This window comes from Dactylosporangium roseum, assembly GCF_025264685.1.
Classification (GTDB): domain Bacteria; phylum Actinomycetota; class Actinomycetes; order Mycobacteriales; family Micromonosporaceae; genus Dactylosporangium; species Dactylosporangium roseum.
This window is the reverse complement of record NZ_CP073721.1, coordinates 3367290-3387869: the sequence shown is the minus strand read 5'-3', so window position 1 is coordinate 3387869 and position 20580 is coordinate 3367290. Positions and strand designations below refer to the sequence as shown.

Here is a 20580-nt window from a genome sequence, read left to right as displayed (position 1 = left end):
GTCACGGTAGCCGCCGGCGGTCAACTCCATGATTGCGCCGGACCGTAAGGTGACAAGCCAGCGACCGGGTAGGCCGACGGCGAATTCCATGCTGGCAGGGCTCGGCGCTGGCAGTCGGATCCAAGCTTGATCACGTGCACTGTCATGGCTCCCCTCTGTGTCAAGACGTGGCCCAGGGCCGAGGTGTAGGCTTGGTGCCGGCGGGTCCGGAAGTGACTTCTCCGAAGAGCCGGTGCGGGGATGAGAGCTGGCCACGCAGGACTTGTAGACGTGTCCCGGTGTCCTCCCGGGCCCGCCCCTTGGCCAATACCCGGTCCAGGAATGGGTCATCCCCGGCAGCGGTGCCGCACGGACACAGGTCGACGTTTACCAGGACTGCTTGTGCCCGGGACACCTTCAGTTCGTCGCGCAGAGCCCAACGTACTACTACCCGTAGGGCCTACGGTCCTCTCGATGGGACGCTGGAGAGGGCTTCTCGGCTCTCTCCAGCGTCCCGGGCCGGCATGTCGGGGTGTATCTCCTTACACCGGCAATTCACCGATGCGATTCACGATCGTGTTTCGCAGTAGGGCGGTGGGACGAAGCGCGGTCGACTCGCCGCCCAGGATGTTCATCTGTGTCCCGAGGAACTGACCGGTTTCCGATTCGAAGATCAATTCCTGTCGGACGGTGTTGTTGCCCTGTCCGACTGCGACGCCTGCCCGGCCGGCCGCGTCGGTGACGTCAGAGCGAACCGTGATCCCCGGCAGCTTGGCCACTGCGAGAAACAGCGCGGCACGTGCCTGCGGCTGGATGTAGGTCTGCTGCAGCAGGTCCGCCGCGGCCGCGAACGCGCTCTGGCTGCCTGCCGCAACGGCTGGGAGGTGCCGCAGGAAGGTCAGCATGCCGTCCGGGCCGGTTGGCAGGTTGGCTCGATAGCCGGGTTCCGACTCGCACGGCCGGGTACGGGTGGCGTCGAGACGGCCGTCGTCGGTCCACTCGGACGCCCGGCCGTTGCGACAGCCTGGAATCGGAAACTCGAGATGACCGCCCTCGTCGGGCGCGTCGCGCTGCACAAGCCCGTCGACGTCGCCGTTGACCGAACGCCACGACCTGATCAATGCCACCCGCTCGGCATCCGGACCTCGTCCCGGACTCCAAGCCTTGATCTCAACGAACACGAACTGGTCGACCTTCGGCGACAGAGGCGATTCCAGCCGGACGAACGCAGCGGCGCGGGTCAACAGTGCAAGTGCCTCAGGGTTCTGGGCGGGTGTACCGGGAACAGTTCTGACCGCGACAACGGCGATGCCGCCGGCCAGGAGAACTGCCACCGCCGCGGCGGCACCGGCGAGCAGCAAGCGTCCGCGCCACCGCGGCGGCGCGGTGCTCAACCCGCTGAACACGCGGTGTCGCGCCCGAAACGGCTCGAGGCCAGCGGGCGGATCGAGCGCCTCACCCAATTGCTGCATAACCGTTCCTGTCTTCATGCCCACTCCTCAAAGACGCCAGCCAGTTCACGCGTTCCCAACATCTGCTGCATCTGGCGCCGGGCCCTGTTCAACCGTGATCGCACCGTTCCCACGGGGATCCCGAGCACCCGACCGACCTCTTCGTACGACATCTCCTGCCACGCGATCAGCGTCAACACATCCCGATCCCGCAGGTTCAGCCCGGCCAGCGCGGCTGCCAGGCGCGCGCGTGCACTTCGCGCCGTCAGATCCTCAGCGATCCGGTCGGCCAGCCCGTCAACCTGGTCGGGTTCAACGGCGCGAGCCAGTGCCATCAGCCGGGAGGTCTCCTTCCGGCGGTGCCGCGATACCTCCTTGACCAGGATCCCGAATAGCCACGGTCGGGCGTCACTGCGATTCAGGTCATATCGGGCTCGCTGCCGAAACGCTGCGAGGAACGTCTCGGCCACGACATCCTCGGCAACCTCCGCACCCACCCTGCGACAGGCGTAACGGAACAACGTCCCGGAGTGACGCTCGAACAACGCCCCGAACAGGTCGGGGTGCGTGCGGGAACGGCCGATGATCTCGGCATCGCCCAGACTCACCGGTAGCACCGCATCACCCAACGATCTGCTCACCCGCATCCAATCCGTCATAGAGCCTCGCGCCTACCGTGTATCGCCCGCCCGCGCCGATCGAGTTCACGCTCGACCGCAGAAACTTCGGGCTACCGGAGAACCGTTACACCGTTAAGGCGATAGTCACCGAGACGTTCCTGGCCGGGGCCCGGCCGGACCACGCGCGCCGCCATTTGCTCGGCGACCAGCGCCGCAACGAAGCCGCTGGCACCGTGCACGCGGAGGTTCATGGTTCCTTCCGCTGGAGATAGGTCAGGACGGCGCGGACTCGGCGGTGGTCGTCGGTGCAGTCGGCGGGCAGGTCGAGCTTGGTGAAGATGGCGTTGATATGTTTGCCGACGACCTTCTCGCTGATGGTCAGCGCCGTGGTGATGGCGGCGTTGGAGCGGCCTTCGGCCATCAGGGCAAGGACTTCGCGTTCGCGTGGGGTGAGCCGGCGGAGCGGGTCGTGGCGGCGGGTGAGCAGTTGCCGGACCACTTCGGGGTCGACGACGCAGCCGCCGGCGGCGACCCGCTCGACGCCGTCGACGAAATCGGCCACATCGAGGATGCGGTCCTTGAGTAGATAGCCGACCCCGCCGGGGTGGGTGGATTCGAGGAGTTTGGCGGCGTAGGCGGTGGCGACGTACTGGCTGAGGACGAGCACCGGTAGGCCCGGGTGTCGCACGCGCAGGGCGACGGCGGCGTGTAGTCCTTCGTCGGTGTACGAGGGTGGCATGCGGACATCGGTGACGACCACGTCGGGGCGCTCGGCGTCGACGGCGTCAGCGAGTGCGGCGGCGTCACCGACGGCGACCACGTCGTGGTGGAACCGGGTGAGGAGCGCGACGAGGCCCTCGCGCAGCAGGACCGCGTCGTCGGCGAGGATTATGCGCATGGCAGTTCGAGTCGCAGGACGGTCGGTCCGCCGGGCGGGCTGGACAGGGTCAGCGTGCCGCCGTGCGCGTCGACCCGGTCGGCGAGACCCGCCAGGCCGGTGCCACCGCCCGGATCCGCCCCGCCGACCCCGTCGTCGCGCACCTCGATGCCGAGGTGCGCGCTGGTGAGCCCGCCGGTGACGGAGATCTGGGTCGCGGTGGCGTGTTTGGCGGCGTTCGACAGCGCCTCGGCGACGACAAAGTACGCTGTCGACTCCACCGTGGACGGTAGGCGGCGGGGCAGGTCGAGCGCGACGGTCACCGGCACGGACGCGCGGTCGGCGAGTTCGGCGACCGCGGCGGGCAGGCCCAGGTCGGTGAGGACGTGCGGGTGGATGCCGCGGATCAGCTCGCGCAGCTCGGCCAGGGCGGTCTTCGCCTCCTCCGCCGCCTGGTTGATGAGCGCTCGGGCGGCTTCGGGCCGGTCGTCGAACTCCAGTTGGGCGCCGACCAGCATCATGCCCAGCGAGAGCAGGCGTTGTTGGGCGCCGTCGTGCAGGTCGCGTTCGATGCGGCGGCGCTCGACCTCGAACGCGTCGACCAGGCGGGCGCGTGACCGGGTGAGCATGCGGACCGTCTCGCCGGGTCCGGGTGCCAGCAGCAGGCGGGCCACCTTGGCGTGGGCGATCGCGGCGAGCGGCACGGCGTAGATGGCAAGAAACCCGACGACCAGCAGGGCGAGGCCGGCGAGCACGGCGACAAGCACGCCAACGACGACATCGAGCCCGTCGGAGGAGACACCGGCGGCCGGATCGGTCGCGGTGCGGCTCGCGGTCAGGTTGACCGACCCGAGCGCCAGGATCGGGGCGGCCAGGATGACGACCGCCGCCACGTCGAGTGCGAGCAGCACCGTGGCGTGCAGCCCCAGATAGGCCAGTTCCCGCCAGGTCACCGCCTCCCTGTACCGGAAACGCAGCCATGCGATCAGCCCGGGCCGGTCCGGACGGCGGTGCGGGTCGGGCAACGGTGGGCCGCCGAGCAGCGCCACCCGCCGCCGTTCCAGCGCCGCGAGGGGACGCGTCAGCGCCGGTGCCGCGACGACGGCGCCGAGCACGAGCGCCACCGGAATCCAAACCAGACACAGGGCGCCAATCACGGCGCCGGAGAGCACGTAGGTGAGGGTCCGCAGCGGCCACAGCGAGGCGAAGAAGCGCAGCGGCTTGCCCCGCAACGCCTCCCAGGCCGTGTCCGCCATGACCACCACCGTAGACGGTACTGGTGGGTCCGGGCATGGGTGCTGGCCCTCCCCCCGAGATGGGGGTGCGCGCTCCTGTGCCCACCCGGCCCGACGGCTTGTATGGAGCCCGTGACGACAACTTCCATCGAGTGCCAAGGACTGCGCAGACGCTACGGACGCACGGTCGCCGTCGACGGGCTTTCATTCACCGTGGAGCCGGGCCGGGTGACCGGGTTCGTCGGACCCAACGGGGCGGGCAAGTCCACGACGATGCGCATGATTCTCGGGTTGGACGCGCCGGACGCCGGGACCGCCCTGGTCTGCGGCCAGCCGTACCGCAGCCTGCGCGCCCCGTTGCGCCGGGTCGGCGCGCTGCTGGACGCTGGTGCCATCCACCCCGGGCGCCGGGCCTGCGACCATCTGCTGTGGATGGCACAGTCGAACGGGCTGCCGCCCAAGCGGGTGGACGATGTGCTCGAGGCCGTCGGGTTGGCGTCGGTCGCCCGCCGCCGCGCCGGGAGCTTCTCCCTCGGTATGAAGCAGCGGCTGGGCATCGCGGCGGCACTGCTCGGTGACGCGCCGGTGCTGCTATTCGACGAGCCGGTCAACGGTCTCGATCCCGAGGGCATCCACTGGATTCGCGGGCTGCTGCGCGGGCTCGCCGGACAGGGGCGGGCGGTGTTCGTCTCCAGCCACCTGATGAGCGAGCTGGAGGACACCGCCGACCACCTCATCGTCGTGGCCCGGGGCCGGCTCGTCGCCGACATCAGCGTCGCCGATCTGCTCGCCCGCGCCTCCGGCGACCGGGTCGTGTTGCGCACCGCGCGGACGGCCGAAGCGATGGCCGCCCTCACCGCCGGCGGCGCTACGGCCGCGCTGGCCGGTCCCGAGACGCTCACCGTCACCGGCCTCACCGGTGAGCGGATCACCGCCCTGCTCGCCGGCCTGCCCTTTTCCGAGCTGACCGCGTACCGCGTATCGCTCGAACAGGCATATCTGGAGCTCACCCGCGACGGGGCCGAGTACACCGCCGCGAGGGTCGCATGACAGCCGTCCTGCGGTCCGAGTGGACGAAGTTCCGCACCGTGCGCTCCACCGTGTGGTGCCTGCTCGCCGCGGTGGGCATGATCGTGGTACTCGCGGTGTTGCAGTCGTCGGGAAGCACCGCCCCGCCGCGGAACGACGCCGAGCCGGCCGACCGGTTCCAGTTCGTGCATCAGCCGGCCGCCGGCGACGTCACGATCGTCGCCCACGTACGCGCCCAGGACGCGAGCCACCCGTGGGCCAAGGCCGGCGTCATCATCAAGCAAGGTACGGCGTACGCGGCGGTCATGGTCACCCCCGGCCACGGCGTGCGGATGCGCACCGGCACCACGACGGACCTCGCCGGCACCCGCACACCGGCGCCGCGCTGGCTCAAACTCGCCCGCGCCGGCAACACCATCACCGGGTACGAGTCGGCCGACGGCGCCTCCTGGCGGACGGTCGGTGCCGTTACGCTCGACGGCCTCCGGCCGGCGGCCGAGGTCGGGCTGTTCGTCACCTCGCCCGACGAGCAGCGGGTCACGGGCACCCCCACCGTCAAGCGGCAGCAGGCGATCCACACCGTCGGACGGGCCACGTTCGACGCGGTGACCACCACCCCGAAACCGGCCGCCGAGTGGAGCAGCCAGGAGGTGGCCCCACCGGCCGAGCCGCCCGTGCCCGGACGAAAGCGGGCACCCGAGCCACCGGCCGGCAGCATGGTCCGAGCCGGCGACGTGTTCACCGTGACCGGCTCCGGCGAGCTCGGCCGACCCGAGCCAGCTAACGACTCCACCCGCGTCGATGCCGTCCTCGGCGCGGTCATCCTGGGTGTGATCCTCTTCGTGACGGCGGGCACGCTGTTCGTGACGGCTGAGTATCGGCGGAACCTGACCTGGACCACCTTCGCCGCGACCCCACGGCGGGGCCGGGTCCTCGCGGCCAAGGCGCTCATCCTCGGCGGCGTCACGTTCTCGGCAGGCATGGTCGCCGCCGGGGCCGCGTTCTGGCTCTCCCAGCCGATCCTGCGCGACCACGGCTACCGCCCGCCGGACTTCCCGGACCTGTCGACCGCGACGGTCGTGCGCGCCGTCGTCGGCAGCGCCGCATTCCTCGCCCTCATCGCGCTGTTCAGCCTCGGCGTCGGCGTGATCCTGCGGCGTACCGCCGGCGTCATCACCAGCGTCTTCGCCCTGGTGTTCGTCCCGCAGATCGTCGCGCCCTTCCTGCCACCGACCGCCGGCTCCCGACTGCTGAGCGTCACACCGATCGCCGGCATGTCGATCGGGTACCCATGGAGCGGCGTGGCCGTGCTCGCCGGCTACGCCGCGGCCGCCCTCGGTGTCGGGTACTGGCTCCTGCGCAGGCGCGACGCATGATCCTGCGCGCCGAATGGACCAAGCTGCACACGGTACGCAGTACCGCCTGGCTTGCCCTTGCCACCGTCACGACGACGGCGGGACTGGGTGCCGCCGCGTCCGCCCTGACCACCGGCGGCGATCTGGCGAAGGCCAGCCTCTCCGGCGTCTACTGCGGACAGGCTGTCGTCGTCGTGCTGGCCGTCCTGGCCATGACGAACGAATACGCCAGCGGCCTCGTCTGCACCACCCTCGCCTGCGCACCGCGCCGCACCAGGGTGCTCATCGCGAAGGCCGTGACGGTCACCGCGACCGCGGCCGGCGCCGGCCTGTTCGGCGTGGCCGGATCGCTGGTCGCCGCCCGGGTCCTGTTGCGGGACGAGGGATTCACCGCGACCGCCGGACCCACCCTGCGCGCCGCCGCCGGGACGGTGCTTTACCTCGGCCTCATCGCCCTGCTCAGCCTCGGCATCGCCACCGTGCTCCGGCACACCGCGCCGGCCCTCACCACGGTCCTCGGCCTGCTCTACCTGTTCCCACTGTTCGGCCAACTCATCAGCGACGAACGCTGGCACGCGCGGATCGAACGATATGCCCCGATGTCCGCCGGGCTCGCCGTGCAGGCGACCACCAACCTCGGCGACCTCCCCGTCGGACCGTGGACCGGCCTTGGCGTACTGGCCGCCTACACCGGCGCCGCCCTGCTGTTGGGGGCCGCCCTGTTCATCACCCGCGACGCGTGAAAGGACACGCCAATGACCAAACGAACCATCACGATCATCGTGATCGCCGCCGTGGCTACCCTCGCACTCCTGGTCGTCCTTTGTGGAGTTCTTCCGCTGGGGACGACGAAGGCGGGCCCATGAGGTCGCGAACCGGTCGGTGGCCTGGATGAGCTGGTCGGTGAGGCCCGGGGTCGAGTGAGAAGCGGCCGGCGGCCGGCACCATCCGCAGGTCGGCCTCGGTCCACCGGCTGGCGACGGCGACGGCGCTGTCGGGTGGGCAGCACAGGTCATAGCGGCCCTGCACAACCCGGACAACGCCCTCGGCGCCCGCCTGGAGTCCATCTCGCTGGCGGTCAACCCGTCCAACGGCAGCGTCCGCATGGTCGTCCGCGTCATCGTGCAGGCCGCCAGCCGGACCGACGACGGCAGGTACCAGGTTTCCGACGGCCGGAACATCGGCGTCATCACCGCCTACTGTGAAGGGGGTCAACGTCTGCCCTTCCTGGGTCAACACGATCTAGGACCATCACCTCGCTCGGGAGGCTGTGCGATGCGTCCCCAGGACCACGCCTACGAGATCCTGCTCCGCGGCGCGATCCCGTTCGTCCTGGCGCCGGTGGACGCATCGCCACGAACCCGGCGGCTCCGCGGTGTGGTCCGCGTCGACCAGGATCAGGCCCGGGTCGTGTTCACCGACGATGCGGCCATGACCCGGGGGGTGGCGTTCGAGATCAGCCTGCTGACCGGCGACGATCCGGGTGCCGACATGTGGGCAGCACTCGGCCGACTACGGGCTCTCGCGGCCGAGGAATGGGCCTCTGACACACGCGACAGCCACCACAACGTCATCATCGACGCGGCGACCGCTGGCGACCGCCCTGCCGAACTGCACGATCAGGCACTGTACGGCTTGTTCTCCACCTTCTTCGGCGCCGGCGGCATCCCCTGGTACACGGACATCTACACCTTCGCCGGCTTCATGCGGGTATCGGAACACCAGACCCGGGTGTACCTGCGTGACGAACGCGACGCGATCACCTACGGGGTCCAGGTCCCGCGACGCAGTGGATACGGCAGCCTGCCCCAGGAGCTGGCACCCCTCATCCGGGAACGACAGTTGCAGTTCCAGCCGCTCGTCGATGACACCGACGACTACGGCTCCCCCGTATACGACCTCACAGCCTTCACCGGCCCCGGCTGAACCACGACCTGGAGACCGCAACGAGCCACATACCCGTTGCGCATCGAAGCCGCGCGGGCGAGACACCCCCAGCCGGTCGCGGTCCTCCAACGGCAGTTGCACGGCGAGAAGGTCCGGCTCACCCCAGCCGACCGGACGCTCCTCGCCGCACTGCTGCACCGGCCCCCCGCGACGTGCTCCGCCGAGTCCGGCTGCTGGCACGCCCCGACACCGTGCCGCGCTGACACCGCGATCTCATCACCCGACGGCACGCCCACACCTCGCACCCGAAGCGTCCCGGACGGCCACCGACGGTCCCGCCAATCCGTCCTGGGCGTAAAAGCCGCCCCGTCAACAATGCGGGAGACGCTCAACGAAGCCGGGACCGACCCTGCCCCGCAGCGGACACCAGACAGCCGGTCAACATTCCCGCGATCACAAGCCGAGGCCACCATCACAGCGGACTTCTCCGAGGCCGTCACCTTGACCGGAACACCACTGTATGTCCCGGCCGTCATCGAACACGCCACCCGACGAGTGCACATCCCCGACGCCACCGCCCACGAATACCAACACGCCGCCTGAGCAGCCGGATGAGGTTTCGGCACCCGCAGGGCCGCCAGGACCTCGAACCAGCGGATACGTACTCGAAAACTGGATCTCCCCGCGCCGCGGCGAGTCACCGTCGACTATGGGAATCTGCGGCATTTTCGCACCTGACCGTACCCGCCGGTCATCAAGAAACGCCGTGAGGCCGTCGCGGCGGAGGACACCGTGCAGCGGTGCCGCGATCAGGTTTCCGAATCCGCCGTCCGGCAGCACGTCCTGGTTCGGAAACAGCCGGTCGTACGACGCCAGGTCCATCGAGCCACTTCGTGCTCGGCGTTCCGGCCGCCACACTGCCAGTGTTGCCGGTGCAACCGCGCACTGCGCACGGCTTCGCTACTTGCCGGATTCGGCGCTGTAGCGGCCGGCCCAGACCGGCGCGCCGTTGGTGTCGAGCTGGAACAGCAACGCAGAATGGGCGGGTACCTTGTACACATTGCCTGGATCGTCGAGGTTCACGTCCTCTTTGAGGTTCAGCAGCGCGATGTCGGCGATCTGCTCTGCGGTACAGGTGTAATCGTGGTCCGGGGAGTCCACACACCGGCGGGCTGCCAGGCTCGGGTAAACCAAGGACCATTCGCTCGCTTCGGGATGTGTGCGCAGAAGCAGCAAAATCTGGGCTGGCGTCTCCTGCTCGCGCAACCATGCCAGTGTCCCTACGTCGCATTTGCGGCACAGACTCGTCAACGCCTCGGTGTCATTCGCGGCCGCCGCCTGCCACACCTTGCTCACGAGCGCGGACAACATACTGTTGAGCGGCCGGCCGCGCATGTCGGTCGTGGACGCCCCGGGCGCTGCCGATGAGGACGTCGTGGCGGGGTGCACACCGACGGTAGCCATTGCGGCCTCGGCCGGGGCGAACATCGCGTACCGCGCCGACTCGGTCAAGGTAAGCTCCGTGCCGTTGCTGGACCGGAACACCAGTCTGCCGCTGACGCCGGAGCGGCCGTCCTCCTGCACCGCCTTCAGATTGTCAGTCGGAACGAGTCTGACCCTCCGGCCCTCACCACCGAACGCGATCGCCAGAAGTCCGGTGCCGAGAAACGTCCATCGGTCCCCTTCCCGGTAGTACGAGACCAGCCGGGTGGGATAGAACGGCTGGCATCCGGCGACCGGGGCAAAGGTTTGCACCACCCCCCGACCGGCCCATGAGTACGACAGGACGGTTCGCTGGTACGGAAGATGCGCAGCACGCATCGGCGGGTCGTCGGGCTCCTTCGGGTCGACGGGCCGCCCACCGTCGTAACCGATGTCGACTATGCGCTGGGAATGCCAGCAGGCTCCGCTGCTCGGGAGATCGAGCCACGCGATCCGGTCGCCGGCAGGTGATGCGAGAGCCTCGTGCGCTGAGATCCTGTCCTTCGGACCCGCTATGGTCGCAACTTTCCCTGATCGATCGGCCGTGAGCCATGCCGAGGTTGCACGGACCTCCGCGACACCCTCGTCCAGCGGCTGTGCGATCATGACGTGGTCCCGCCCGCCGGCGGCCAACCACGCGCCCGTTGTCGAAGACGGTTGCAGCGGTACACGCACCGGGTCGCCAGTCGACGGGAACAGCAGCATTGCGGCACCGTCTGCGCTCAGCGTGGCGACGTCGTTGCCGAGGAAACCCAGGCCGCTGCACGGGCACGGCTGCACAGTTGTGGCGCCCGAAGCGACGTCGACCAGCGACAACCGGTCGCTCCTGCTGTTGCTGTCCTTGCCCTCGTTAAGCCAGACGATCCGTGAGCCGTCAGGGGACCACAGTAGCTGTACGGGGACGTCCTGCATGGTGGTGAGCCGCCGGGTCTGCCCGGACCGGTCGGCCACCATGAGCACGTTGCTTTCGACGTAGGCCAAGACGGGGGCCGTCGGCGCCGCGGCCGCCGCACTTTCGGCCTTCTTCGGCAGGTCGTCACCGGTGCAGCCGGTCGTGAGCAGCAGGCACGCCACGGTGAGCAGTCCCGCGAACGGCATCCGGTCCTGCGGCGGGTCAGGTGGTGCACAGCTCAATGAACGGCGCCACGTCACCGACATAGTTGGCCCAGTCCTTCCTGGATAGCCCGCCGCCGGTCCAGCGGCAAATCTGCGTCGTCCAGTCCGCGTCCTTCACGAACCAGAGGTTCACCGGGCCGGGCGCTACTCGTTGCCGAGTCGCCGGCTTCGACAGTCCTACCAAGAGACCGCTGTCCGGAGACCACAACAGATGCACGACTGCGTTGCCGGCGTTGTCCGGCAGCGGCGGCATGGTTTCGGTGTGGGTGGTTGTGTCGTACATGAGCACCCGGTTGCCCTGGGCGACGGCTAGCTGACTGCCGTCCGGCGAGATGTCAATGTCCTCGGCAATGGCGCCCTCCGGCAGCTTCCAGGCGTCGCCGACCGGCTCGAGCCGGTCGTTGTAGACCTGCAGGCGATTGCCCCATTGCAACGCGGCGATACGTGATCCATTCTCCGACCATGTGACGCGGTACGCCTGCGGCGCAGCCACACGTCGCAGCTCCTTTCGGGTGAGCAGGTCGACCTGTACGAGCTCACCGGCGCCCTCCTCGCCCTCGGCGAAGATCCCGTCGGTGCCGGAGACCGCCATCGCGGTGGTGCCGGGTTTGAACTGCAGCGTGTCGACCTGCTCGTACGTGCCCGTGTTCCAGAACATGACGCGGCCGGCAACGTTGCGGGCAAGCATCAGGGGGGTTCCCTTGACGAAGGCGACGCTCGTCGCGATGCGCTGCTCAAGTTCGAGTGACGGATCGTCCGGTTTGCTCATCGACAACTCGATTGGGTTGTCCCCGCCGCCGACCGGCCACACCACGACGGCTGCCTGCTGCCGCACCTGCCCCGCCGCTGCGACGTGTGTCGCGGAGGCGGCCGCGTCGTTGATATACAACGACTTGCCGAACCGATAATCCTCGAGATGTGGGTACACGGAGCCGGCCGGCGACAGGTAGGTCGGAGGGTCTGAGGTGCGCACCGTGAAGAGGCCCTGCGATTGTCCATTGGCCCAGTCGCTGAGCAGGAGCGAGCCGTCGTCGGTGTAGGCGATCGCCGTCGCCGGCACGGCCGGCGGTAGCGTGAGGCTCCCGGCCGTTTCTCGCAGCACGGAAATCCGTCCTCCGGGGCCGCCGGCGACGATGGTGTTGTCCCTGCCCAGTTCCGCTACGTCCGCGGCGCCACCGTGCGGCTTGGCCGGGATCCGGGTCGTGCCCGACTCGTCAGCGAATCCCGGGATGACGGCGGTGCCCTCGGCGCTGGCAACCACCAGCTTGTTGTCGCGTAGATCGATGGCCTTAACCGTGGCACCCAGCCCGCCGGCTGGGAAGGCCACGGCCCGGTGCTTGGCCCTGTCCCAGACCAGGACCCCGGACTCGGTTCCGACGGCGAGTTTCTCCGCGGAGGCCTCGATCTGGCGAGACGCTGCCGGCACCTCGTCCCCGGCCAGTTCGACGGTCACCTTCTTGGACCGTAGCTTGATGGACAGCACGCGGTTGTGGTTCATCAGCACCAGCAGGTCGTCCTCGACCTCGGACGTCGACGCGTTGGTTGCGGTCATCGCCGAGCCGATGACCAGCCGTCCGCTGCTCGGCGTCCCGAGTTCGGCCGCGCTGGCGACGGCCCGCACCTTCCAGCATTCCCGGTTGGTCCGCGTCACGACGTCCCAGGTCGACACCGAGCCGTCGGTCCAGGTCGCCAACAGGGTTGCGCCGGCGTCGACGAAATGCACGGCGACGATTGTCTGGAACTGCGCAGCGCATTTGGCATCGGGCAGTTTGCCGATCAATTTGGGTTCCGCCGCGCCGACGTCGATGAGCCGGACCCCGTCACCGTCGTTCGCGGCGAGAATCGGCGCGCGGTCGTTGAGGACCAGCGTCCCTGTGCGTCCGGCGACGTGACCTGCGGGCTCGCCCGTGTCGAGATGCCAGGCTTTGATCGCGTCGTCGTCGCCAGCCGTGTAGACCTTCGAGCGTGTCACGTCGACGGCCAGCGCATCGACCTGCGTCGGGCTGGCAACCCAGCTACGCAGCACGTTCTGATTGCTGGCCAGGATGTCGCGCATCGCGTCGGTCGTGCCGGCACCGGTCGGATTCAACCGGTAGCTGGCCAGGGCGAGCAGTGCGGCCAACCGCGGATCGGTCTGTCGCTTCAGCGTCGCCTGCGCGGTCAAGTCCGACGCCTTGGCCGCGATCTCGCTGCGATGCCGCTGGTCGTCATTCAATCGCCTGATTACCAGGGCCCCGGCGGCCCCACCGACGATCAGGATGGCGGTGGCGGCGGCGACGGTGAGCAACTGACGGGGCGACAGCCAACGCGCGTGGCGCAACGCGGCGTCGAGGTCGTCGGCGTAGTCGACGCCCACCTCGTGCCGCTCGGCCAGCGGCTCGACGTCGTCTCGCTGACCTGCTGGGACGATGACCCGCAGTCGGCGAGCTGCGGCCGCCTTGAGCTTGCCGTCGTACCCGCGGACGGGAGTCAGGGTGCCGTCGTCGGCGACACCACCAGTGATGGCTCGACGCGGGTGCAGCCGTCGGAGCCGTACCCACGACCACCACGGAAGCCGACGACGCAGCTCGTCGAGCGCCGCGCCGAACGCCGCACCCAGCGAATCGTGCACGACGTCGTTGCACGGCTCGTCCTGCTCCTGCACCGACCACACGACGCAGTGGCCACCGGTCCGCAGCCCGCTGCGCTTCCACGCGGTGCCCAGCGCATCAGCGAATCCCGGGTCGGAGACCAGGAACAGCATGTGTGCCGGGTGCGGGTACAGGCCAGTCGGCCCACCCGGCAGCACCTCCAGCGTCAGCACCGCGCTGCCGCCCACCACGTTGCGGTCGAAGAGGACCGGCATCTGAACCCGGCGCTTGGCGCGGGGCAGCCTGTCAGCAAGCTGCAAGGCGACCAGCGACGCGCAGCCGGACGAGGCGCCGCCCTGCTCGTCGTTGATGCGTTGCAGGACGGACCGCAGCTTCTCCGGGGCCGTCCTGACGGTCGTCTCTGGCACGACGACCGCCTCGCCTGTGTCGACCAGGACGTTCGCCCGCTGCCAGTGCGCCAGCGCGCGGCCGAGCACCTCCGTGGTCCGTGCCGGTTCGGCGAGCGCCAGCGCGATCGCCAAGACCGCTTCCGCACAACTAACGTCCGGCACGTCGGCGGCTTCATCGGCCAGTGCCGGACGATCGGACCACCTGCTGGGCCCATCGCGGAACGCGGCGGCGTAGGGCTGCGCATCGTCGAGCAATCCGGCCAGTTCGTCAGGGCGCTCGCGCAGGGTCTCGCCGCACAGCCGCAGCCACCCCTGCGCCGCGCCGGTGAGGTCGCTGTGCTCGGTCACTACGGGACTGACGCTGCGCTCATCGGTGGTCATGACAGACCCTCGGTGATGGCGACGACGACCGGATCGAACGCCCGTCGTTGCAGCAGGACCGCACGCCACGCATCGCGCCCGGGCCGGTCCGCCAGCGATACGGATCTCCTAATGTCGTCGACGTCGTCTGGGCCGAGCTGCTCCGTTGAACGGATCTCGCCCACCGCCACGTCCAGCCAGTGCCCGACTCCGTAAATGCGCAACGTACCGCTGCGGGTCTTCCGGTCGTCGCCATCCACCGCACCGGTTGCGATGACGAGATACGAGTCGGATCCAGTGTCGCTTGCGACGTGCAGACGCACCACGGTCAGCCGCCCTCCTGTCTCGGCGTCGAGAAAGACGCTGATGCTCACTGTGTCGGGTGCGGTCTGGCGCTGCTTGACGCGTAACCCGGTGCTCGCGTCGTTCCATGTCGATGCCGGTCGTCGCGTGCCGCCAGCGGCGCGCGGGCCGATCAGCATCAACCGTGGGACCGGCCGGTAGCCGGGCGGTACTGCACGAACGTCACCGCGTCCAGTTAGCAGCCGATCTGCGGCGCGCCGGGCCGCCGGCAGGTCGACGGCGTCGACGACGCCCATGAATCCGCGCCGGAGGCGTTCACCGGTCATAGGATCCGCGGCGCCGGCCTGGAGCAGGGCAGTGTGTGCCGTGCCTTCGAACAGGATCGCCCGTTGGGCCAGGGGGACGTTGCGCACCGGAAACATCGACGGCAGCGCGTCACGAATCCGGTCGGCCGCGCGTACCGCGACCGGCGCGGCCGCGATCGCGCCTCGTGGCTGCCCAGCCTCGAGGAGTGCCTGCTGGCGTGGTGTGCTCGGCAGCGGAATGTTGGGCGTCAGACCCGTGAAGGCCGTGATGACGCCTGGCACGAGTGCGTACTGATACGGCCGGACGGCCTTCAACGCTCTGAGCGCCGCTGTGCCTGCCCTGCCATGCGCAACAGCCGCCAACCCCTCCACGAGCAGCCTGAGGCCGTCGGAGACGACCGGCAGCCCGAGGCGCATTGAGCGCAGCAGCTCGCGCCGCGACGCACGCAGATTGTGCGGCGAGCCGTGCAGCCACCGCCACGCCGACAGCACCGCTGCGTCCGGTGAAGCGGGCAGCACGTCGGCAAGTCTCCTCGACCACCGTGCGAAACGCTCGTCGCCGGTGCGCAGCAGCAGATACCCGACCGCCAGGTCGAGTAATGGCTCGGAGCCCGGCCCGGCTGCCACGGTCGGCGCGGCGATCACGGTCGCCGAACGTGCGTCACCGTCGCGCAGGTAGTCCAGAACACTCACCGCGACACCCCGGGTGTCGGCCAGCAGGGGCCGGCCCGCGGCGAACCCGTACGTCGCCTCGGCGCCGGACAGCATCATCATCGTCAGGACCGGGCCGTCCTCGACGCCGATCTGCATCGCCGCTGGTGCGGCGGGCCGTCCCTCGTGAACCACAAGACGCCCGGTACCAACGGCCAGGTCGGTCGGTGCGGAGGACGGGACCCAACGGCGGGAATTCCATCGCCAGGGGATTACCCAGGTGCCGGGGGTAGCGTCTGTGTCCGGACCCGGCGCCAAAGGCGCCGGCCACGCAAACCCCGGTGCGGTGTGCAGTTCGACCGTCAGCGGCTCGGAGGTTTCAGGTCCGCCGGTGGTGAAGACAGACTCGACCGGGCAGCCGGTCTGTAGCCAGCCACGCGCCAGGAACGGACCGCCCTCAGGAAGGGTCACCAGAACGGGGGCGCTTGCCGGCACGCCCACGTGCGCACACAACTGCAGATCGACGTCGAAGATCTCCACTGCAGTGACAGAGCCCGGCAGCACCGATTCGCACGCCGGTGACCACCGCAACGCCACGCGGACTCCGGTCATGTCGCCTGCACCGGCAGGTCGTACGCGCGGTACGGCGGCATGATGTGAAGGAGCTCAGGGACCGCCACGTACCGCTTGTGCGAAAAGTCGGCGCTTAGCTTGTAGGCGCCGGCCGGTGCACTGTCGTGCCACACCTGCGCCGAGGGCGGCCGCTCGGCTGCATGCGTGTTGCCGGCGAGCCGCAGGTGGGCCTCCTCCAGTGCGGCTCGCGGCGTGCAGCCCACCCGGAACGGCACGACTGGCGCCGCCGTGAGCCTGCGCACCACACCGTCGAGCACCATTCCGGCGCTGTCCACCACCTGTGTTCCGCGGTTTGTCGGGTCGTTCCACAGCATGAGGCGGGAAACGGTCTTGCCGAGGTTTGAGGTGCGCACCTCCCAGTCCCGTTCGATCGTCTCGGCCGCGAGCCCGTCGAGTGCCTGGCGAACGGAGGTGGCGAATACGGTCGGACTGTCCGGCTCTCCCCATGCCTGATGCCCGGGCACGGTCGAGTAAACGATCGGGCCGTCGCGGCGCCGCGATCCCGGCAGCGCGTGCTTGAGCGGCCGGGCTCGGGCAGCGTCCTTGCCGAGCAGGCGATCCGGAAGATCCCGGCACGCGTCGACGAAGTAGCACTGGATGTGTGCCGAGCACTGCGCCATCGCCCGATAGGTCTCGCGAAAGTCGACCGCGTTGTCGAAGATGCGATGCCTGGACTCGGCGAAGTCCTGCAGCAGGAGGATGTCGTCGCTGCCTACCCGCAGACCGTGCCCGCAGAAATAGAACAGGGCGATGTTGTCGACGCGTCGGTCGCAGCGGTCGTACCAGCGATCGAACGCGGCCTGCACGTTGGCGGTTGTGGCTGGTTCGACAGTCACCGCATCTCGTCCAGCATCGACCCGTACCGGTTCCAGTGCCGACACGACGAGCTCGAGGCTGCCGACTGGGTGCTGGTACGGCGTGTCGTCGTGCTGGTTGGCGATAGCCCAGTCGGTGATGGTCAGTGCCGACAACGACGGTGACGACAACTGTTTCACGCTCCGCGCCAATGTCCGCCACTCGTCCTGCTGCACCGTGGACCGGCCGCAGTACGGGTACAGGTCGACTCCGATCACGAACACATGAATCTGTCCGCGGTCGCGGGTGTGCTCGAAGACGGTGGTCATCGCGGGCCTCGAAGGATTCTCTGGGCGAGGCGCGCGTGGAAGTGCGGCTGGCGGAAGTATGCGCCATGGGCCCACACGGCTGCGGACGGGTACACGAAGTCCCGTACGGCCCGGAACACCGGCTCCGCCCTGAACGCAAGTACATCGGCCCGGTCGACCACGTTCAACCACCTGCGGATGTTCGGTGGGACGTCGATGCGCGGCTGCTCGACAGTCGGCAGGCTCGGATCGCTGGAGCGCAGCAGGCCGAGTTCCGCGAACAGACCAACCTGGCTGCCGACGGTTACCAGCACATCGACCGTCAGGTCCGGTCTGTAATGGGAGAGCACATCATAGGTGATAAGCCCGCCCAGGCTGTGCGCGACGACGACGAGCGGCCGATCATCGGTACGCTTTCGCGCCGCCTCTTCGACGGCGTCTGCCACCCGCTGGACGATGCCACCGGGCGCATTGGCGTCGCCGCGACTGCTCAGGTAGACCAGCGCGTCGGCGGCCACCGTTGTCGCACGCTCGCCAACCATGGCGCGAGCCACGTGCAGCGCCGTGGACATCGGCGCGCCGATAGCCGCGCGCCGGACCAACCGGAGCCCGCCGTTGAGCCAGGCGCCCCCGCCCGCACTGAGTGACTCGGCGGGCCGGCGCGCCGCGGTGTGCCGCGGATCGCCGTGCTGGTCAAGGCTCCACCCGGTCGAGTGCTGCAGCAGTTGTTCGATGAGGTCTTCGTCGTCCTCCACCTCGGCCAGCCACGGATGGCGGGAAAGGCTATCGCCGTCGGGGACGGCGCGTGCCCGGGACGTGCAATAGGCGACCAACTGCACCGCGGCCGCCCCGATGTCATCGCTGCTGACCGGCATCGGGCACACGCTGAACAGGAGGTCGACGGCGTCAGCGAGATCCCGGTGTGCAACGGTGACGAGGAACCGGTCCGAGTCCATCGCCAGCTCGGTTGCGGCGATCTCGTCGATCAGGTCTGCTTCGCCATCGCCGAAGGCCTCGCTCCCGCTCGTGGGGAAACTCGAGCCCGACCACCGCAGGTGGCCCCCAAGGTCGCCCCAGAACGGGCTGCGGATCGCCTCCGCCGGGTCCGCACCGATGACCGGAAACACGAACTGCCGAAACAGCCCGTCCCGTTGCTCACTTCGCCGCTGATAGCCGTCGTCCCAGCGGTTGCCGACGCCGTGCACATACACAAGAGGCATGGCCAACTTCCAGCCGAGATCCAGCAATTTGGTGACTGATCGTATGGATCGCTTCAACAGACTGCATCGGTTGATCGGCCAGTGGTCACTCATACCCGCCCTAACGGCACGGCGGAAGCGCTATCGTCCGAGTCACCAAGGTCGATTGCCGTTTCGGCGCGATGATGCCGACATCGAGCGGGGCCATCGTCAGGATCCGCGGTCTGACGAGCAATACGCAGTGCCCGAACGGCTGAAGCTGCGCCCTGGGCGCGGCACTACCGTCTGGGCCACAGCCAGCGCGAGGAGTCGCATGCCGCATCGTGGTCGTTCAATGACTATCACCGCCGTTGTCGCGATCGCAGCGGCTGGCGCACTTTGGTGGTATTGGCCCGCTGGGGAGAATGCGCGACCCGAACCACCGGCCCTGTACGCGTACCGGGCTACCGGCGAACTCGGCATCGTGGTTGGCGATCAGGTGACGCATCGCGTGGCCGGAACCTTCACGGATCCGCGCCTCACCACCGATGGCCGCCGCCTGATAGCTGTCGAACGATCCGGCCAGCCCACCGCCCGAGTCGTCGTCGTAGACACCGGCGACGGCAGCCGATTCGACCTGCCGTGCGGCGGATGCGACGACGCGGTGCCCGCCGGACCGGACGGCTTCGCCTGGGTCGAGCGCACGGGCAAGCTTGTTACCGTGGCCGGCGGCACGACGTCGGGCGCGGCGCCGGTTGTCATCCGGCTGCCGGAGACCGCCGAATACACGGCACACCACGAGCAGGGAATCAGCGACTCGACGTTGCGCGTCCACGCCGGCACGGGTGACCGCTTCCTGGTCAGCCGGCAATACGAAGATGCTGGGGACACCACCGAGATTTTCCTGGTCACCGCGGACGGCTCCGCGAAGGCACTAGACGACGAAGGGACCATCGGAGCCACCGCCGTCGCCCCGGACGGCAAGCGGCTGGCGTACGTGCGCGGATATCAGCACGAGGCCGCATCCGCAAACATCGACGTCGCAATCGTCGATCCAATGACCGGCACACGCACCGCGCTCGTCGACTCACAACAGCTCGAGTCCGGGATCTTCCACGCCGGCTACGGGCCCGCCGGAGAGGCAATCACGGTGTCCGACCTCTGGTGGGGCCGCGACGGCAACCTCTACGCCACCATCGAGTCGGCGAGCTTCCTGCCCTGGGCGCAGGACATGCAGACAATCTTTGCCAAGAGCCTGTGGCGGCTCGACAAGGAGCGCTGGGTCAGCGTCGACGCGGGGCCGCTGCTCGCCATACGGCAGCTCAGCCGCTCCACCAAGGCAATCGTGACCGCCGGCGGCACGTTATTCACCGAGATGGCTGACAAACGGACGCAGATCGCCACGAGCGTGGCGTCCATCGTGATGCCACCCCTGCCCGCCGACGCGTCAGCATCACCGACTGGCAGCTCGATAGCGAAACGTACGGAACCGTGCCTTTCCAAAGCCGAATTCGACGCCACCGCCAGCCGGCTCGGAACCGCGGTGTTCGAAGGTTCCGCCGTCACCGTCAAAGCTGTCGACGTCACATGTCAAGGCGGATGGGCCGCTGGGTGGACAACGATCCGGTACGACACCGGTGTCAGCCGAGAAAGTTACGTCATCCTCCGATACGCGAAGGACAACTGGATTTGGGGCGCCGACAGCTATTGGAAGCAGCTCGGAGAACCAGACGAAATGTGTGAGCAGGTGCCACCGAAGATCAAGCCAGCAGTGCGCTGCCCGCGACTTGGAGGGTAGCGGATCCGATGCCGCCCGGCTCAGCGACGGCTCGTAGGCGACCGAGAGGCAACAGGATCTCGTAAACACCGAACCTACCGACGAGTCTGGAAATTCCGCCTGGATCATGCAGGCAGCCTCACTGCACATCACCACGAGCCGGTGTTTACAGAGATAGCGAGCGATCTTCCAGACTGGTTGCCCTTCCAGGGCTACGTTCCCATCCTGGGCGGACGCGGACTGCAACTCAGACCGACGG

15 protein-coding genes are annotated in these 20580 nt (G+C 68.7%); 5 read left to right on the top strand and 10 right to left on the bottom strand.

Annotated elements, in window-relative coordinates; translation table 11 throughout:
• Positions 1 to 521: 521 nt before the first annotated feature.
• The 4 genes from Drose_RS15755 to Drose_RS15740 form a co-directional block, all read right to left on the bottom strand.
• Complete coding sequence (locus Drose_RS15755; RefSeq protein WP_260728949.1) at positions 522 to 1469, bottom strand: CU044_5270 family protein; 948 nt, start codon at positions 1467 to 1469, stop codon at positions 522 to 524.
• Complete coding sequence (locus Drose_RS15750) at positions 1466 to 2038, bottom strand: RNA polymerase sigma factor (protein WP_260728948.1); 573 nt, start codon at positions 2036 to 2038, stop codon at positions 1466 to 1468. Before Drose_RS15750 ends, Drose_RS15755 begins: the two co-directional genes overlap by 4 nt.
• A gap of 259 nt (positions 2039 to 2297) precedes the next feature.
• Positions 2298 to 2948 carry a response regulator transcription factor gene (locus Drose_RS15745; protein WP_260728947.1) on the bottom strand — a complete coding sequence of 217 codons (651 nt, stop codon included), beginning with the start codon at positions 2946 to 2948 and terminating at the stop codon, positions 2298 to 2300.
• The gene (locus Drose_RS15740; protein ID WP_260728946.1) at positions 2939 to 4183 is read right to left on the bottom strand and encodes a sensor histidine kinase; all 1245 of its coding nucleotides are present in this window, start codon (positions 4181 to 4183) and stop codon (positions 2939 to 2941) included. The genes Drose_RS15745 and Drose_RS15740 overlap by 10 nt, the downstream gene beginning before the upstream one ends.
• Positions 4184 to 4285: 102 nt before the next feature.
• Between Drose_RS15740 and Drose_RS15735 the strand changes: the two genes are divergently transcribed.
• The 4 genes from Drose_RS15735 (at position 4286) to Drose_RS15720 (ending at position 8472) form a co-directional block, all read left to right on the top strand.
• Complete coding sequence (locus Drose_RS15735) at positions 4286 to 5212, top strand: ABC transporter ATP-binding protein (RefSeq protein ID WP_260728945.1); 927 nt, start codon at positions 4286 to 4288, stop codon at positions 5210 to 5212.
• Positions 5209 to 6567, top strand: a complete 1359-nt coding sequence (locus Drose_RS15730) for a DUF1349 domain-containing protein (RefSeq protein WP_260728944.1) — start codon at positions 5209 to 5211, stop codon at positions 6565 to 6567. Before Drose_RS15735 ends, Drose_RS15730 begins: the two co-directional genes overlap by 4 nt.
• On the top strand, positions 6564 to 7289 hold the full coding sequence (locus Drose_RS15725; protein WP_260728943.1) for an ABC transporter permease: 726 nt from the start codon (positions 6564 to 6566) through the stop codon (positions 7287 to 7289). The genes Drose_RS15730 and Drose_RS15725 overlap by 4 nt, the downstream gene beginning before the upstream one ends.
• Positions 7290 to 7821: 532 nt before the next feature.
• Positions 7822 to 8472, top strand: coding sequence for a hypothetical protein (locus tag Drose_RS15720; RefSeq protein ID WP_260728942.1), 651 nt, complete (start codon positions 7822 to 7824; stop codon positions 8470 to 8472).
• 414 nt (positions 8473 to 8886) lie between these two features.
• Here the strand turns inward: Drose_RS15720 and Drose_RS15715 are convergent, their stop codons facing one another.
• From Drose_RS15715 to Drose_RS15690, 6 genes are all read right to left on the bottom strand, one after another.
• Positions 8887 to 9315 (bottom strand): TOTE conflict system archaeo-eukaryotic primase domain-containing protein, encoded by a 429-nt coding sequence (locus tag Drose_RS15715; RefSeq protein WP_260728941.1) that lies wholly within the window; start codon positions 9313 to 9315, stop codon positions 8887 to 8889.
• Positions 9316 to 9393: 78 nt separating this feature from the next.
• Positions 9394 to 11073: a hypothetical protein gene (locus Drose_RS15710; RefSeq protein ID WP_260728940.1), complete on the bottom strand. Its 1680-nt coding sequence runs from the start codon at positions 11071 to 11073 to the stop codon at positions 9394 to 9396.
• Complete coding sequence (locus Drose_RS15705) at positions 11030 to 14392, bottom strand: WD40 repeat domain-containing protein (RefSeq protein WP_260728939.1); 3363 nt, start codon at positions 14390 to 14392, stop codon at positions 11030 to 11032. Before Drose_RS15705 ends, Drose_RS15710 begins: the two co-directional genes overlap by 44 nt.
• The gene (locus tag Drose_RS15700) at positions 14389 to 16170 is read right to left on the bottom strand and encodes a hypothetical protein (RefSeq protein WP_260728938.1); all 1782 of its coding nucleotides are present in this window, start codon (positions 16168 to 16170) and stop codon (positions 14389 to 14391) included. The genes Drose_RS15705 and Drose_RS15700 overlap by 4 nt, the downstream gene beginning before the upstream one ends.
• Positions 16171 to 16238: 68 nt before the next feature.
• Positions 16239 to 17294: a caspase family protein gene (locus Drose_RS15695; protein ID WP_260728937.1), complete on the bottom strand. Its 1056-nt coding sequence runs from the start codon at positions 17292 to 17294 to the stop codon at positions 16239 to 16241.
• Positions 17295 to 17383: 89 nt separating this feature from the next.
• The gene (locus Drose_RS15690) at positions 17384 to 18679 is read right to left on the bottom strand and encodes an esterase/lipase family protein (protein WP_260728936.1); all 1296 of its coding nucleotides are present in this window, start codon (positions 18677 to 18679) and stop codon (positions 17384 to 17386) included.
• A 220-nt stretch (positions 18680 to 18899) separates the two neighbouring features.
• Between Drose_RS15690 and Drose_RS15685 the strand changes: the two genes are divergently transcribed.
• Positions 18900 to 20342, top strand: a complete 1443-nt coding sequence (locus Drose_RS15685) for a TolB-like translocation protein (RefSeq protein WP_260728935.1) — start codon at positions 18900 to 18902, stop codon at positions 20340 to 20342.
• The last annotated feature ends 238 nt before the right edge of the window (positions 20343 to 20580 follow it).